The organism is Aquabacterium sp. (genome assembly GCF_030652515.1).
Taxonomy (GTDB): Bacteria; Pseudomonadota; Gammaproteobacteria; order Burkholderiales; family Burkholderiaceae_C; genus Aquabacterium.
Genome location: NZ_JAUSAR010000217.1, coordinates 56435 through 70170, shown reverse-complemented (window position 1 = coordinate 70170; position 13736 = coordinate 56435). Strand labels below are relative to the sequence as shown.

Annotated in this window: 13 protein-coding genes and 1 riboswitch; of the genes, 9 read left to right on the top strand and 4 right to left on the bottom strand. The window is 64.2% G+C overall.

The annotated features are described in order from the left end of the window. Genes tssF through Q7V20_RS23730 form a run of 6 tightly spaced genes read left to right on the top strand, consistent with a single transcriptional unit; the run spans window position 1 to window position 7688 of the window. Entirely contained in the window at window positions 1–1974 is a 1974-nt protein-coding gene (tssF, locus tag Q7V20_RS23755; protein ID WP_304796655.1) for a type VI secretion system baseplate subunit TssF, read from the top strand. Further along, entirely contained in the window at window positions 1938–3005 is a 1068-nt protein-coding gene (gene tssG, locus Q7V20_RS23750) for a type VI secretion system baseplate subunit TssG (protein ID WP_304796653.1), read from the top strand. Before tssF ends, tssG begins: the two co-directional genes overlap by 37 nt. A gap of 43 nt (window positions 3006–3048) precedes the next feature. Next, complete coding sequence (tssH, locus tag Q7V20_RS23745) at window positions 3049–5805, top strand: type VI secretion system ATPase TssH (protein ID WP_304796650.1); 2757 nt, start codon at window positions 3049–3051, stop codon at window positions 5803–5805. Continuing rightward, window positions 5805–6161, top strand: a complete 357-nt coding sequence (locus Q7V20_RS23740; RefSeq protein ID WP_304796648.1) for a hypothetical protein — start codon at window positions 5805–5807, stop codon at window positions 6159–6161. Before tssH ends, Q7V20_RS23740 begins: the two co-directional genes overlap by 1 nt. 31 nt (window positions 6162–6192) lie before the next feature. Continuing rightward, window positions 6193–6924, top strand: a complete 732-nt coding sequence (locus tag Q7V20_RS23735) for a hypothetical protein (protein WP_304796645.1) — start codon at window positions 6193–6195, stop codon at window positions 6922–6924. After that, on the top strand, window positions 6921–7688 hold the full coding sequence (locus tag Q7V20_RS23730; protein ID WP_304796643.1) for a hypothetical protein: 768 nt from the start codon (window positions 6921–6923) through the stop codon (window positions 7686–7688). Before Q7V20_RS23735 ends, Q7V20_RS23730 begins: the two co-directional genes overlap by 4 nt. Here Q7V20_RS23730 and Q7V20_RS23725 read toward each other — a convergent pair. After that, a complete protein-coding gene (locus Q7V20_RS23725; protein WP_304796640.1) occupies window positions 7653–8225 on the bottom strand; it encodes a TMEM165/GDT1 family protein in 573 nt (190 codons plus the stop codon). The genes Q7V20_RS23730 and Q7V20_RS23725 overlap by 36 nt on opposite strands. Window position 8226: 1 nt before the next feature. After that, window positions 8227–8405, bottom strand: a riboswitch (yybP-ykoY riboswitch). 71 nt (window positions 8406–8476) lie between these two features. Between Q7V20_RS23725 and Q7V20_RS23720 the strand changes: the two genes are divergently transcribed. Beyond that, window positions 8477–9157 carry a phosphatase PAP2 family protein gene (locus Q7V20_RS23720; RefSeq protein ID WP_304796637.1) on the top strand — a complete coding sequence of 227 codons (681 nt, stop codon included), beginning with the start codon at window positions 8477–8479 and terminating at the stop codon, window positions 9155–9157. Here the strand turns inward: Q7V20_RS23720 and Q7V20_RS23715 are convergent. Next, window positions 9110–9514, bottom strand: coding sequence for a hypothetical protein (locus Q7V20_RS23715; protein WP_304796635.1), 405 nt, complete (start codon window positions 9512–9514; stop codon window positions 9110–9112). The genes Q7V20_RS23720 and Q7V20_RS23715 overlap by 48 nt on opposite strands. A gap of 70 nt (window positions 9515–9584) precedes the next feature. Continuing rightward, window positions 9585–10463, bottom strand: a complete 879-nt coding sequence (gene ppk2 / locus Q7V20_RS23710) for a polyphosphate kinase 2 (RefSeq protein WP_304796632.1) — start codon at window positions 10461–10463, stop codon at window positions 9585–9587. A 58-nt stretch (window positions 10464–10521) separates the two neighbouring features. Here ppk2 and Q7V20_RS23705 point away from each other — a divergent pair, with 58 nt between their 5' ends. Both Q7V20_RS23705 and Q7V20_RS23700 read left to right on the top strand, forming a co-directional pair. Beyond that, on the top strand, window positions 10522–10884 hold the full coding sequence (locus Q7V20_RS23705; protein WP_304796629.1) for a translation initiation factor Sui1: 363 nt from the start codon (window positions 10522–10524) through the stop codon (window positions 10882–10884). A 92-nt stretch (window positions 10885–10976) separates the two neighbouring features. Continuing rightward, window positions 10977–12521, top strand: coding sequence for a methyl-accepting chemotaxis protein (locus Q7V20_RS23700; RefSeq protein ID WP_304796626.1), 1545 nt, complete (start codon window positions 10977–10979; stop codon window positions 12519–12521). On the opposite strand, the gene Q7V20_RS23695 is transcribed toward Q7V20_RS23700, so the two are convergent. Continuing rightward, window positions 12514–13719 (bottom strand): multidrug effflux MFS transporter, encoded by a 1206-nt coding sequence (locus Q7V20_RS23695; protein WP_304796623.1) that lies wholly within the window; start codon window positions 13717–13719, stop codon window positions 12514–12516. The genes Q7V20_RS23700 and Q7V20_RS23695 overlap by 8 nt on opposite strands. Between the last annotated feature and the right edge of the window lie 17 nt (window positions 13720–13736).

Here is a 13736-nt window from a genome sequence, read left to right as displayed (position 1 = left end):
ATGGAAAATCTGCTGCCTCACTACGAACGCGAGCTGGCCTTGCTGCGGCAATCGTCGATGAGCTTTGCCGAGCGCTATCCCAAGATCGCGGGACGCTTGCAACTGGCCAATGATGTGTCTCAGGACCCTCATGTCGAGCGGATGATCGAGTCCTTCGCCTTGTTGGCGGCGCGCGTTCACAAGCGACTGGACGACGATTTTCCGCTGTTCACCGAGTCCATGCTGGAGGTGCTGTACCCGCACTACCTTCGGCCTTTTCCCGCATGCTCAATCGCCCAGTTCGATCTGGGGGCTGCTGCGGGCCAGATGAGCAAGGCCGCCGAGGTGGCTCGCGGCACGATGCTCAATTCTCGCCCTGTCAAGGGCGTGGCCTGCAAGTTCCGCACAACCCAATCGGTCACGCTGCGGCCGGTGCGCATTGCCAACGCTGCGTTCCGCAATTCAGTGTTGGCGCCCGAAGGCACGCGCCTGCCCACCGGCGCGACGTCGGTGCTGTCCATCACCCTGGAGCTGTTGTCACCCCAGGCCTCATGGGGTGTCCTGGCCGACCAGCCTTTGCGCGTGTACCTGGATGGCGAATCTTCGCAGGTCAGCGTCTTGCGTGAGGCGCTGTGCCAGAAGGTGGTGGGCGTGATGACCCAGGTGGCGCCGCACCAGCCTTGGCTGTCGGCCGCGTCCATCGGAATCGACAAAGCCATGCCCCAGTTGGCGGGCTTTGCCGACGATGAAGCGCTGATTGATTTCGATGCCCGATCGCACGCGGCCTACCGCCTGTTGACCGAGTACTTCGCCTTCCCCGACAAGTTCAACTTCATCGACCTGACGGTGCCCGTGCCTCGCAACTTGCGCCATGCACCCGCAGACGGTGGCGATGGTGAGTCGCGCAGTTTGCGGGCATTGACCCTGCACCTCCTCATGTCGGGCATCCGCACCGATTCGGACGAGTCGCGCTTGCTGGAAACCATCCAGGCGCGCAGTTTCGTGCTGGGTTGCACGCCCGTGGTCAACCTGTTCAGCCAGCCGGCCGATCCGATCCGCATCACCCACACCGCGTCGAGCTACCCGGTCTTGCCCGACAGCCGCCGCGCATTTGGCCATGAGGTCTATTCCATCGACCGGGTCTACCGCGTGCTGCAAACGCCGCATGGCGAGTCGGTTGATGAGTTTCGGCCCTTCTTTTCATTGAAGCACGACGATCTGCTGCCGTTTGACGATGCCGACCTCAGTGCCTCGGCGCCCAATCTGGCGGCCTTGCGCAGGCAACGATCCAAGCTGCAAGGCGATGGCCGGGCCCCGGGTCGCTATTGGCATGCCCGGCGGGATGACGACCTGGCCGAGCAAAGCCCGGGTTACGAAACCGAGATCTCCATCGTCGACGTGGATTTCGAGCCCGCGCTGCCGCAGACCGAAACCTTGTCCCTGACTGTCACGGCGACCAACCGCGATCTGCCCAGCTTGTTGGCCTTTGGTGCGCCGGGTGGTGACCTGACCCTGGAGGGCGGCAGCCTGGCCCGCGAGATCAGGATGTTGCGCAAGCCCACGGCGAGCCAACGCTTTGAACGCGGACGTGGCACTTTGTGGCGCCTGATCTCGCACCTGTCCTTGAACCATTTGTCCTTGTCCTCAGGTGGCATCGATGCCCTGAAGGAAATGCTGCGCCTTTACGACCTGCCGCGCAGCGCTTCCAACCGTCGGCAGGTGGACGGCTTGGTCGCAGTCGAGTTTCGCCCGACCACAGCCTGGTTGCCGGGTGAGCCTTTCGCGACCTTCGTGCGCGGCACCCAGGTGCGCCTGACCGTGGACGAAGACAGCTTCGTGGGCACCGGCCTGGGCCTGCTGGCTTCGGTGATGGACCATTTCTTTGGCCTGTACGTTCACGTCAACAGTTTCACGCAGTTGACCATCGTGTCGGCGCGCACACAGGAAGAGGTGCTGACATGCCCGCCCCGCAACGGCGACAAACCGCTGGTGTGATCGAGCAACTGCTGCGCGAACCGCAGCGGTTTGGCTTCTTCCAGGCGGTGCGCCTGCTGGAGCGCTGGCTGGTCACGCCCGAAGGTTTGGCCAAGCTGAACTTCCGCAATTCGATCTCGCTGGCCTTTCCTGCCAGCGAGATCGAATCGCTGCTGGTGCACCGGCACGCCGATGTCAGCGTGGCCGAGCATCCCGAAGGTCCTGCAGATGTCGAACGCATCGACCTGACGCCCGCCTTCATGGGCCTGCTGGGCGTCACCGGCACCTTGCCGCTGTTCTACACCGAGTCCCTGGCCCAGCGCGAGCTGTATCAGAAGGACCATGCCGCGCGCGCCTTCATGGACGTGTTCAGCCACCGCGCGGTGATGCTGTTCTACCAGGCCTGGAAGAAGCACCGCCTGCACATCCAGTACGAAGGCGATCGGCGCCAGCGCTTTCTGCCCATGGCGCTGGCCTTGGCGGGTATCGGACAGAAGTCGTTGCGCGGTCGCCTGGACGCTGAGCGAACGGGCGTGGCCGACGAGGCGCTGGCTTTTTACTCGGGCACCCTGCAGCAGCGCACCCTGTCGGCGCGCCAACTGCAGCAGGTGCTGCAAGGCTACCTGGACGTGCCGGTGGCGCTGGAACAGTTCGTGGGCCGTTGGTACACCTTGCCCGAAGCCGGGCGCCACTGCCTGGGTCGATCTGGCAATGGCGGCTTGGGCCAGTCGGCCATGCTGGGCGAGCGGGTGTGGCAGCGCGACCTGCGCATGCGCATCGTGCTGGGCCCGCTGGACCATGTTCGGTTCAGGCGCTTCCTGCCCGGTGCGCCGGGTGCCTTGGCCTTGCGCGAGTTGCTGACCCTGTTGAACGGGGTGAGCCTGGAATTCGAGGTCAATCTGCGCCTGCGCCAGGACGAGGTCCGGGGCAGTTCGCTGGACTCCCATCGCGCCCCCACCGAAGCGCGCCTGGGCTGGGACACCTTCCTGCAAACACGGCCCGCCAACGAAGACCGCGCCGATGTGCGTTACGACATCCACGCGGCGGCCTGACTTCACGTCATCAAAATAACATTCACCGAGCGCTGTCATCACCATGAGCCAGAACCTCAAGACCCTGATCTCCAAACTCAATGACACCACCCGCCGCGCGGCCGAGCGGGCCGCCAGCCTGTGCATGGGGCGGGGTCACTACGAGGTGGACCTGGAGCACCTGTTCCTGGCCCTGCTGGAGCAGCCCCAAAGCGATCTGGTGGTGCTGTGCCGCCGCTTTGGTGTTTCGACCACTGAATTGCAGCGCGACCTGGAATCCGAGTTGGGCGGTTTCAAAACCGGCAACAGCCGCACGCCCGTGTTCTCCAACCACTTGCCCGTGCTGCTCGAACACGGTTGGTTGATCGCCTCGCTGGAATCGCAGGCCTTGGGCATCCGCAGTGGTCACCTGCTGCTGGCTTTGCTCACCGAGCCCTCGCTCAGCCAGTTGGCCTACCGTGGGTCCAAGCTGTTTGCCCAGTTCAAGCTCGATGAGCTCAAGCACAAACTGGCCGAGGTGACTCAGGGTTCACAAGAGGCCGCGAGAGCCATGCATGCGGACCGCGCGCCCACCGAGGGCGATGATGCTCAAGCGGGCGACACCCTGGCCGGCAAGACCCCGGCACTGGACCAGTTCACGACCAACCTCACGCAACGCGCGCTGGACGGCAAGGTTGATCCGGTGATTGGCCGCGATGCCGAGATCCGCCAAGCCATCGACATCCTGATGCGCCGTCGGCAGAACAACCCCATCCTGACCGGCGAGGCGGGTGTGGGCAAGACGGCTGTGGTGGAGGGACTGGCGCTGCGAGTGGCGCTGGGCGACGTGCCCACATCACTGCAAGGCGTGGCCATCCACGTGCTGGACATGGGCCTGCTGCAAGCCGGTGCTTCGGTGAAAGGCGAGTTCGAGAACCGCCTCAAGAATGTGATCGACGAGGTCAAGAAGAGCCCCCATCCCATCATCCTGTTCATCGACGAGGCCCACACCATGATTGGCGCGGGGGGGCAAGCCGGCCAGAACGACGCGGCCAACCTGCTCAAGCCTGCGCTGGCCCGGGGCGAGCTGCGCACCATCGCCGCCACGACCTGGGGCGAGTACAAAAAGTACTTTGAAAAGGACGCGGCCCTGGCCCGGCGCTTTCAGGTCGTCAAGGTGGAAGAGCCCAGCGAAGAGCTGGCCTGCGCCATGCTGCGTGGCATGGCACCCTTGATGGAGAAGCATTTTGGCGTGCGCTTGTTCGACGAGGCCATCCTGGAGGCGGTGCGCCTGTCCGCCCGCTACATCAGTGGTCGCCAGTTGCCCGACAAGGCCATCAGCGTGCTGGACACGGCCTGTGCCAAGGTGGCGCTCGGTCAAAGCGCCACGCCAGCCCGCATCGAAGACGCCCGCAAACGCCTGGAGCGCCTGGACGCCGAATCCGGTGCCTTGAAGCGCGAGGTGGCCAGCGGCGCCAGCCACCATGGTGCCCGCCTGGACGAGTTGCAGGCAGAGCGCGTGGCCACCCAGGCCGTGCTGGCCGCCGACGAAGCGCGTTGGACCTTCGAGCAGCAACTGGTCAACGACATCCGAGATCTGCGTGCCAAGCTGGAAACCCGCGCCAGCCACATCGAACCCGACGCTGTCGAATTGGCTCAGGACGACAGCGCCAAAGCGGCCACCAAGGGGCGCAAGAAAGCTGCCATCACCCACGCCAGCCCTGAACACGAACTCTTGTCGCTCAAGCAGGCTGAACTGGCCGCCTTGCAAGGCGAGGCGCCACTGGTGCCCATGCAGGTTGATGGCCACGTGGTCGCCGAGATCGTGGCGGCCTGGACCGGCATCCCGCTGGGCAAGATGGTCAAGGACGAGATCAAGACCGTGCGCTTGTTGCACACCACCTTGCAAGAGCGAGTGATTGGCCAAGACCACGCCCTGGCCGCCATCGCCCAGCGCGTGCGCACCGCCCGTGCCGGCCTGGAAGATCCCAACAAGCCCAAGGGCGTGTTCCTGTTCGTGGGCCCCAGCGGCGTGGGCAAGACCGAAACCGCGCTGGCCCTGGCCGACATCCTGTATGGCGGTGAGCGCAACCTCATCACCATCAACATGAGCGAGTACCAGGAGGCGCACAGCGTCAGCGGCCTGAAGGGCTCGCCCCCGGGCTACGTGGGTTACGGCGAGGGCGGCGTGCTGACCGAAGCCGTGCGCCGCAAGCCCTACAGCGTCGTACTGCTGGACGAGTTGGAGAAGGCGCACCCCGATGTGCTGGAAATGTTCTTCCAGGTGTTTGACAAGGGCCTGATGGACGATGCCGAGGGGCGTGAGATCGACTTCCGCAACACGGTCATCATCCTGACCTCCAACGTGGGCTCGCAGGGCATCATGCAGGCCTGCTTCAAGCACGACGAAGCGGCTGGTGGCACGGTGATGAAGGCGTCAGACGAGTTGCCCGATGCCGAGGCCCTGGCCGAGGCGCTGCGGCCCACCCTGTACAAGGCTTTCAAGCCGGCATTCATTGGCCGCACCAAGGTGGTTCCTTACTACCCCTTGAGCGATGACGTGCTGCTCAACGTGATCCGGCTCAAGCTGGACCGCATCGCGCAGCGCGTGGCCGCCAATCACCAGGCCGTGCTGGATTACGACGAAGCCTTGATGGAGGCAGTGCTGGCCCGCTGCACCGAGGTGGACACGGGTGCCCGCGCGGTCGACCACATCCTGAATGGCACCTTGCTGCCCGAGATCGCCGACAGCGTGCTGGCGCGCATGGCCGAGGGCCAGGCCATTAGCAGGATCAAGGTCAGCGCGGGCAAGGATGGCAAGTTCAAATTCAAGGTGCAATGATGAGCAATCCGCAAGACACCCATGCAACCGCCAGTGTGGCCGCCAAGGCGCTGGACCTGGGCGGCCATGCCCCGGGCGCTCACCACCGCCTGGTTTCGCACCGCAAGCCTGCGCCCCAGGACATCGAGGCGCTGTTGATCCAGGCGGCCGAGGGCCGAGCCATCGTCTCGCCAGCCCGGGACGGGGCCACGCGACTGTTGTCACGCCTGAGCGTGGGGCCGTGGACGATCAAAGCCCTCGTCGCCGAAGGCGGGTTTTCGTCGGATTACCAGGTCGTTCTGGCGGCGGGCGCGCTGCGTGCCACCGTGCAGATCCGGTGCTTGCCCAGACCTCATGTGGTTCATGTGAGCATCTGACCACGCGGGTGTGCGGTAGAGTGGGGTGCATATGCACGAGCCTCCGTCCTCACCCCTCACTTGGCGCACGCTGCTCCTGAGCACCCTGGTTTTGCTGCTCGTGATGACGGCCGTGGCCGGTTTCGGGGCCCACTGGGCTTGGCAAAACCTGGCCGCCCACCTGGTGTTGCGCGATCAGGTCGCCAGCATCAGCATGCCGTCCGAGTTGGCGGTGCGGGCCTCGGTCAGCAACAAGATCGAGGTGCGCATTGACCAGAGCCTGCGCTTGAAGGTGCCCGTTCGCGAAACGCTCAGCATCCCGATCACCGATGCCATTCCGCTCACCGTCAGCGTGGAAACCTCGGTCCCGATCAACTTCGACGTGCCCATCGAGCACACCTTGCACGTGGATCAGGTGATTGATCTGGACACCAAGGTCAAGACGCGCATCCTGGGGTTTGCCGTCACCTTGCCGATCCAGGGCAAAGTGCCGCTCAAGGCCGACGTGCCGATCAGCCTGGTGATCCCCGTGCGCAAACAAGTGCCGGTGTCCCTGAACACGCCCGCGCTGATCCGCCTGGCCGAGCCCCTGAGTGCCCGCATCGACACGGTGATGGACACGGTGGTGCCCATCCGCGAGTCCTTCAGCCTGCCCGTGACCGCGCCGGTGAACGCCACTTTGAGCTTCCCGAGCCAGAACGTGAAGGCTGGCCTGACCCACATGGACATCAAGCTGCCGCTGGAGGCCGTGCAGCTTGAGCGTCGGCCGGAGCGCCAACCTTGACGACGACGGCGTTGCCTGCGCGGCGCGGCTGGCACCGACCGGTGCGTCGGCGCGATGTGGCTTTGGTGATGACCAGCGCTGCGCTGATCTGGGTGGCCCTGCTGGCCGCTGCAGCCTGGCACGTTCGCGAGCATTGGCAGTCGGTCGTGGCCCTGCGCGATCAAACGGTCACCTTGCGCCTGCCCACGGGCATGCCCGCGCGGGCTGAGGTGCACACGCCTTTGTTCCTGCGGCTGGACACCCAGTCCAAGGTGGCCGTGCCCATCGATCAGTTGGTCAGCGTGCAGTTGTTGAACAAGCTGAGCGCCCAGGCCGTCATCAACACCACCGTGCCGGTGGACACCAGCGTCAGTTTTGACCAGGACATCCCCGTGTCGACCGAGGTGGAGATGAAGATCCCGGTGGTGTCGTGGCTGCCCGCCATGAACGTCATGGTGCCGGTCACCTTCAAGGTGCCGGTGCACCTGACGGTGCCGATCAAGGTGCAACTGCCGTTGGCCTTGAATGTGAGGGTGACCGGCCAGGTGAGCGATCCCATCAAGGTGCCGGTGCGCACCACCATGCACTTGTCGGTGCCGGTTCACACCAAGCTGCAGGCCGATGTCCTGAACCGTGCCGATTTCAACCTGGTGGGTTTGCAGGCGCCGTTTGACCTGCGCATCGATCAGGCCGAAGTGCGCACGCCACTGCGCGACATCGAGTGGTGCCGCAGCATCACCTGCGTGGGCTCAGAAGAAGCTGCCCACGTCCAGCAAGGCCAGTAAGCCCAAGACCGCGAACATCAAGGCGGCGATGCCATGCACCAGCCGCATTGACACCTTCTTGACCACGATGTCGCCCAGCAGCACGGCGGGCACATTGGCCAGCATCATGCCGATGGTGGTGCCGATGACCACCGAGATCAAGTCGTTGTAGCGGGCCGCCAGGGCCACCGTGGCCACTTGGGTCTTGTCGCCCATCTCGGCCAGGAAGAAGGCCAGCACGGTGGTGCCAAACACGCCAAATCGCTGCAGTGAGGTGGATTCACCGTCGTCCAGCTTGTCGGGGATCAATGTCCAGACCGCCATGGCCAGGAAGGACACGCCCAGTACCCAACGCAGCACATCAGGGCCGATGTGCTCGGACACCCAGCCGCCCACCAGGCCGGCCATGCCATGGTTCAGCAGGGTGGCCACAAAGATGCCCAGGATGATGGGCACCGGCCGCTTGAACTTGGCGGCCAGCAGCAATGACAGGAGTTGGGTTTTGTCACCGATTTCGGCCAGGGCCACGACACCGGCGGACACGAGGAAAGCTTGCATGAGGTTCTCCAGGGCCGGCAAAACGAATACCGATGACCACACGCATCCCCGGCCCGAGCGGAGGCGATGTGGTCAAAGGTCTTGCCAGGCATGAAGCTGCAAGCGCCATGGCCGAAAGACCAAGTGTGTTGACGCATGCCCCTGAGGGAAACAGGGCGGCTACTCCCCAATGACCCGAGCACTTTATCACGCGGGGATGGGAACCAAAGCTGCCCACGGTGCTCACATCCATTCACGCGGCAATGGTGCACATGTTGAGCAGCTATACCTTCTGGATCTGGATTTCACGCCTGGGCGAGTCGCCCATCGTCTTGCCCATCGCCATGGCCTTGGTGCTGGTGTTCATGGCGTTTGATGCCCACCGCGTGGTGCGCTCCTGGGCGTTGGCCTTGGGCCTGGCCATCGTGGTGACCTCGGCCTCCAAGATCGCTTTCATGGGTTGGGGCTGGGGCATCGCCGCGCTGGATTTCACGGGGTTTTCGGGGCACGCCATGGTGTCAGCCGCCGTCTACCCGGTGCTGGGGCACGCCTTTGCCCGGCGGCGCCAGGCCTCGACCGCCTGGTGGGGCGCGGCCATGGGCTTGGGCCTGGCCGCATTGATCGCGGTGTCGCGCGTCACGACCCACGCGCACTCCGTGTCTGAATCGGTGTTGGGCTTTGGGTTGGGATGCCTGGCCAGCGCCTGCGCCATGGGGTTCAGGGCCCCGGCCCATCTGCGCATCCCAAGGTGGGCATGGCTGACTGCTGCCGCCTGGTTGGCGGCCATGCCTTTTGTCAGCCTGCCTTTCAACACGCACCAAACGGTCATCAAGGTGGCCTTGGCGCTGTCTCAGCGGCAGCATCCTTATCAGCGGGCTGACCTGCACCGCCCGCCGGTGCCTGCCTCAGTGCAGCCGCTCCATGGCCAGGAAGTGGTACTTCTCGGCCATTGAAAAGGGCACCGTGTGCACGACCTCCATCAGGCGCTGGGTGCTGCGTTCAGACGCCGCGTGAACCAACAGCGCGCAATGCCCCTGGCGCGCCAGCTGGGTGTACTGGCGCACGGTGGCCGCTTCACTGCCGACCGAAGGCATGGGGCCAGCGACGGCAGGTGCGGTGGGGCTGACCTGGTCCAGGATGGCTTCGGGCTTCAGCAGCATGATGTCGTCGCTGTGAAAGCCTGCCCCCTGCAAGGCTTCACCGACCTTGTCGGCATCCTCCAGGTTGGGGAACATGGCGAAGACATAGCCCGTGGGATAGAACACACCGCCCATGGTCAGCATGCGCGGTTCAAGCATGAAGGTTTTCATGATGGGTCCTCATTGCCAAGACACCCATCACTTTGCGCCTGTCTGCCCCGAGGGTCAAGCCTGGGCGGCTTCAGTAGATTTCAGGCACGACGATGTCGGGCGGCACCGGCTGGCGGGCGTAGTCCTGGTGGCGTTCACGCGGTGGCAGCACGATGGCGGGGCGCTCGATTTCACGGTACGGCATCTGCTGCAGTAGATGGTGGATGCAGTTCAGGCGGGCCTTCTTCTTGTCGTCGGCCTGCACCACCCACCACGGCGCCTCGGCGATGTGGGTGCGCTCCAGCATGACTTCCTTGGCCCGGGTGTAGTCCTCCCAGCGGCGGCGCGACTCCAGGTCCATCGGGCTGAGCTTCCATTGCTTGAGCGGGTCGTGGATGCGGCCCATGAAGCGCAGTTGCTGCTCTTCGTCCGAGATCGAGAACCAGTATTTGATCAGCTGGATGCCCGAGCGCACCAGCATGCGTTCGAACTCGGGTGCTGAGCGGAAAAACTCTTCGTACTGGTCGTCGGTGCAAAAGCCCATCACGCGTTCGACACCGGCGCGGTTGTACCAGCTGCGGTCGAACAGCACCATCTCGCCCGCAGCGGGCAAGTGCGAGGCGTAGCGCTGGAAGTACCACTGTGTGCGTTCGCGGTCATTGGGCGCGGGCAGGGCGGCCACGCGGGCCACGCGCGGGTTCAGGCGTTGCGTGATGCGCTTGATCACGCCACCTTTGCCTGCGGCATCACGGCCTTCGAACAGGATCACGACCTTGTGGCCGGAGCTGACGACCCAGTCCTGCAGCTTGACGAGCTCGCCCTGCAGGCGGAACAGTTCGTTGAAGTACTGCTTGCGGGTTTCCTTCTCGGCGTCATCGCCGTCGTCCAGTTCAAGTTCCAACTCTTCGTCGTAGCTGTCTTGCAGGTCGCGGTGGATTCGGCGGATCAGGTCATCATCGGTCGGGCTCATGGCGTGGACGGTATCGCTGTATCGTGTCAACCTTGTGACAGCCCCTTGCCTCAAGGCCATGAAATCTCAAAAATCCAGCGGTGGGCTGGTTTACTCCACCGAACTGGGCCGCACCTGCCCCGAGTGCCGCCAGGCCGTGGCGCAATGCGTGTGCGGCAAAAAGGCGAACCTGCCGCCGTCCGATGGCATCGTGCGCGTGTCGCGCGAAACCAAAGGCCGAAAGGGCAAAGGCGTGACCCTGGTCAAGGGCGTGCCGCTGGACGAGGTGGCGCTCCACCAGTTGGGCAAGCAGCTCAAAGCAGCCTGCGGCTGTGGTGGCACGGTCAAGGATGGCGTGGTGGAAGTGCAGGGCGACCACGTCGACACGGTCATGGTTTTTCTGCAGAAGCAGGGCTGGACGGTCAAGCGCGCGGGCGGCTGAACACCCGAATCTGACCGAAATGGCGAGGTGAAGTCGGCGGTTTTTCTGCCGATAACAGAGGGCTTTCTCTTCTCGATCACTGTCCCGACCCTATGCGCAACAACCAGCCTGTCACCCAACAAGAGTTTGATTTCCCCGCTGATGCGACTTTGATGTCGACGACAGACACGCAAAGCCACATCACCTACGCCAACGCGGCGTTCGTGGCGATCAGCGGCTACAGCCGCGAAGAGCTGCAGGGGCAAGCCCACAATGTGGTCCGACACCCTGACATGCCCAAGGAGGCGTTCGCCGACATGTGGGCCACGCTCAAAGCAGGCGAGCCGTGGACGGGAATCGTGAAAAATCGCCGCAAAACTGGCGATCACTATTGGGTGCGCGCCAGCGCCATGCCTGTGGTCCGCCAGGGTCGACCCACGGGCTACATGTCGGTGCGCACCAAGGCTTCTCGCGAAGAAATTGACGCAGCGCAAACTCTGTATAAAAAATTCCAGGATGGCCAGACCGAGGGGCGCCAGTTCCACAAGGGGCTGGTGGTGCGCACCGGCCTGATGGGCTGGACCTCGCTGTTGCAGACCATGCCGGTTCGCTGGCGCATTCGCTTGCCCTTGTTGGCCATGCTGCCTGCCAGCGTGATCGGCGCTTGGGCTTTGGGCTTGGGCGGGCTGGCCGTGGCGGGTTTCGCCGGTGTCATGACGGTGTTGTCCTTGCTGGCGGCCTGGTGGCTGCAGGCGCAGGTCTCCACGCCGGTGGAGCAGATGTGCCAGCAGGCCTTGCGTGTGGCCTCGGGCGAAACGCAGAACGCTGTCCACATGAACCGTGTCGATGAGGTCGGCATGACTTTGCGCACCATCAGCCAACTGGGTTTGATGTTCCGCTGGTTGATCGACGATGTCAGCGAGCAGGTGGTCAATGTGCAGACGGCCATCAACGAAATCGCACAAGGCAACAATGACCTGGCTTCACGCACCGAGGCTGCCGCCTCCAGCGTTCAGCAAACGGCATCGACCATGACGCAGATGACGGCCACGGTGAAGAGCAGTGCCGACACGGCCACGCAGGCCAATGAGTTGTCCGGCACCGCCAGCGTGGCGGCGGGCAAAGGCGGCAAGGCTGTGTCTGACGTGGTGCACACCATGAACGAGATCACCCACAGCTCCAAAAAGATTGCCGACATCATCGGGGTCATCGACGGCATCGCCTTCCAGACCAACATCCTGGCCTTGAACGCGGCGGTGGAGGCCGCGCGGGCGGGCGAGCAAGGGCGTGGTTTTGCGGTGGTGGCGGGCGAGGTGCGCAGCCTGGCTCAGCGCAGCGCGGAAGCCGCCAAGGAGATCAAAAACCTGATCAACGCCAGCGTCGAGAAAGTGGAGTCGGGCTCCAAGCAAGTGGACGACGCGGGCAGGACCATGGACGAGGTGGTGACCCAGGTTCAGCGCGTGTCCGACCTGATCGCGGAGATCAGCTCAGCGACCCGTGAACAGAGCAGCGGCATCACCCAGGTGGGCCAGGCGGTGAGCCACCTGGACCAGATCACCCAGCAGAATGCGGCGTTGGTGGAGCAGAGTGCTGCTGCATCTGAAGGCCTGAAAGAGCAGGCGGCACGCCTGGTTGAGGCGTTGAGTGTGTTCAGGTAGACCGTTCAGGTTCAGTGCGCCCCTGCGAGCGCAGGGTCATGAAGGTCAAGGCCCAGGTGATCAGTGCGCAGGCCGCGATGCCCGACACCATGGCCAGCGCCGAGCCATCCATGAACAGCCCCATGAGCGCCACCACCACCGCAGCGGTCACCATTTGCAATGTGCCCAGCAAGGCCGACGCGGTGCCCGCGATCTCACCATGGTTGTCCAGCGCCAGTACCGAGGTGGTGGGGATGATCAGGCCCAGGAAGCCATAGCCGATGAACAGCAGGATGGCCAGCACGTCCAGCCGCTGCACGCCCATCGCGAATACCACCACCAGCGCGATCAAGGGCAGCACATAGCCCATGGCCGCCACCTTGACGACGCCCTGCAAACCAAACCGCTTGGTGAGCCAGCCGGTGAGCTGCGCCGTGCCGATGAAGGCCACGGCATTGATCGAAAAGAAGAAGCTGTACACCGTCGGCGTCAGCCCATAACCCTGGATCAGCACGAACGATGAGTTGGCCAGGTAGACAAAAAAGCTGGCCATGCCAAAGCCACCAATGAAGGTCAGCCCCAGAAAGTGCCGGTCTTTCATCAAGGTGACGTAGCCCGCCCAGGCGCTGGCCAGGTTGCTGCCGATGCGGTCGGCCGCTGGGCGGGTTTCCGGGAGCATGGTGGCCGTGAGCACCAGGCCCAGCACAGCCGCCACCGTGACTGCCCAGAACACGGCGCGCCAGCTGGCCAGTTCGATGGCGATGCTGCCCGCCAAGGGCGCCAGCACGGGTGACACACTGAACACCAGCATGAGCAGTGACATCAACCGGGCGGCATCGGCGCCCGTGTGCAGGTCGCGCACGATGGCGCGCGGGATGGCCATGGTGGCACAGGCGCCGATGCCCTGGATGAAGCGCCACACCGTCAAAGTGTGGATGTCTTGTGCCAGGCCGCAGGCCACGCTGGTCACCGCGAACAGCACCAGCCCCACGTACAGCGGCGTCTTGCGCCCGACCATGTCCGACCAAGGCCCGTAGATCAGTTGGCACAAGCCCAGCGACAGGAAGAAGGCCATCAGGCTCCACTGCACCTCGCCCGTGTCCGCGTGCAGGCTTTGCCCGATGGCTGGCAAGGCGGGCAGGTACATGTCGATGGCGAAGGGCCCAATGGCGGTCAGCAGGCCCAGTACCAGGGCCGTGCGCATGAAGCTGGAGGTCATGAGGGCAGCGCAAAGAA

What these genes read in the sequence shown, in the direction of transcription:
- ppk2 (WP_304796632.1), bottom strand. Translation starts at nt 10,463, where the DNA reads ATGAGCCCGACCGATGATGACCTGATCCGCCGAATCCACCGCGACCTG.
- Q7V20_RS23695 (WP_304796623.1), bottom strand. Translation starts at nt 13,719, where the DNA reads ATGACCTCCAGCTTCATGCGCACGGCCCTGGTACTGGGCCTGCTGACC.
- tssG (WP_304796653.1), top strand. Translation starts at nt 1,938, where the DNA reads ATGCCCGCCCCGCAACGGCGACAAACCGCTGGTGTGATCGAGCAACTG.
- tssH (WP_304796650.1), top strand. Translation starts at nt 3,049, where the DNA reads ATGAGCCAGAACCTCAAGACCCTGATCTCCAAACTCAATGACACCACC.
- Q7V20_RS23740 (WP_304796648.1), top strand. Translation starts at nt 5,805, where the DNA reads ATGAGCAATCCGCAAGACACCCATGCAACCGCCAGTGTGGCCGCCAAG.
- Q7V20_RS23735 (WP_304796645.1), top strand. Translation starts at nt 6,193, where the DNA reads ATGCACGAGCCTCCGTCCTCACCCCTCACTTGGCGCACGCTGCTCCTG.
- Q7V20_RS23700 (WP_304796626.1), top strand. Translation starts at nt 10,977, where the DNA reads ATGCGCAACAACCAGCCTGTCACCCAACAAGAGTTTGATTTCCCCGCT.
- tssF (WP_304796655.1), top strand. Translation starts at nt 1, where the DNA reads ATGGAAAATCTGCTGCCTCACTACGAACGCGAGCTGGCCTTGCTGCGG.
- Q7V20_RS23725 (WP_304796640.1), bottom strand. Translation starts at nt 8,225, where the DNA reads ATGCAAGCTTTCCTCGTGTCCGCCGGTGTCGTGGCCCTGGCCGAAATC.
- Q7V20_RS23705 (WP_304796629.1), top strand. Translation starts at nt 10,522, where the DNA reads ATGAAATCTCAAAAATCCAGCGGTGGGCTGGTTTACTCCACCGAACTG.
- Q7V20_RS23715 (WP_304796635.1), bottom strand. Translation starts at nt 9,514, where the DNA reads ATGAAAACCTTCATGCTTGAACCGCGCATGCTGACCATGGGCGGTGTG.
- Q7V20_RS23720 (WP_304796637.1), top strand. Translation starts at nt 8,477, where the DNA reads ATGTTGAGCAGCTATACCTTCTGGATCTGGATTTCACGCCTGGGCGAG.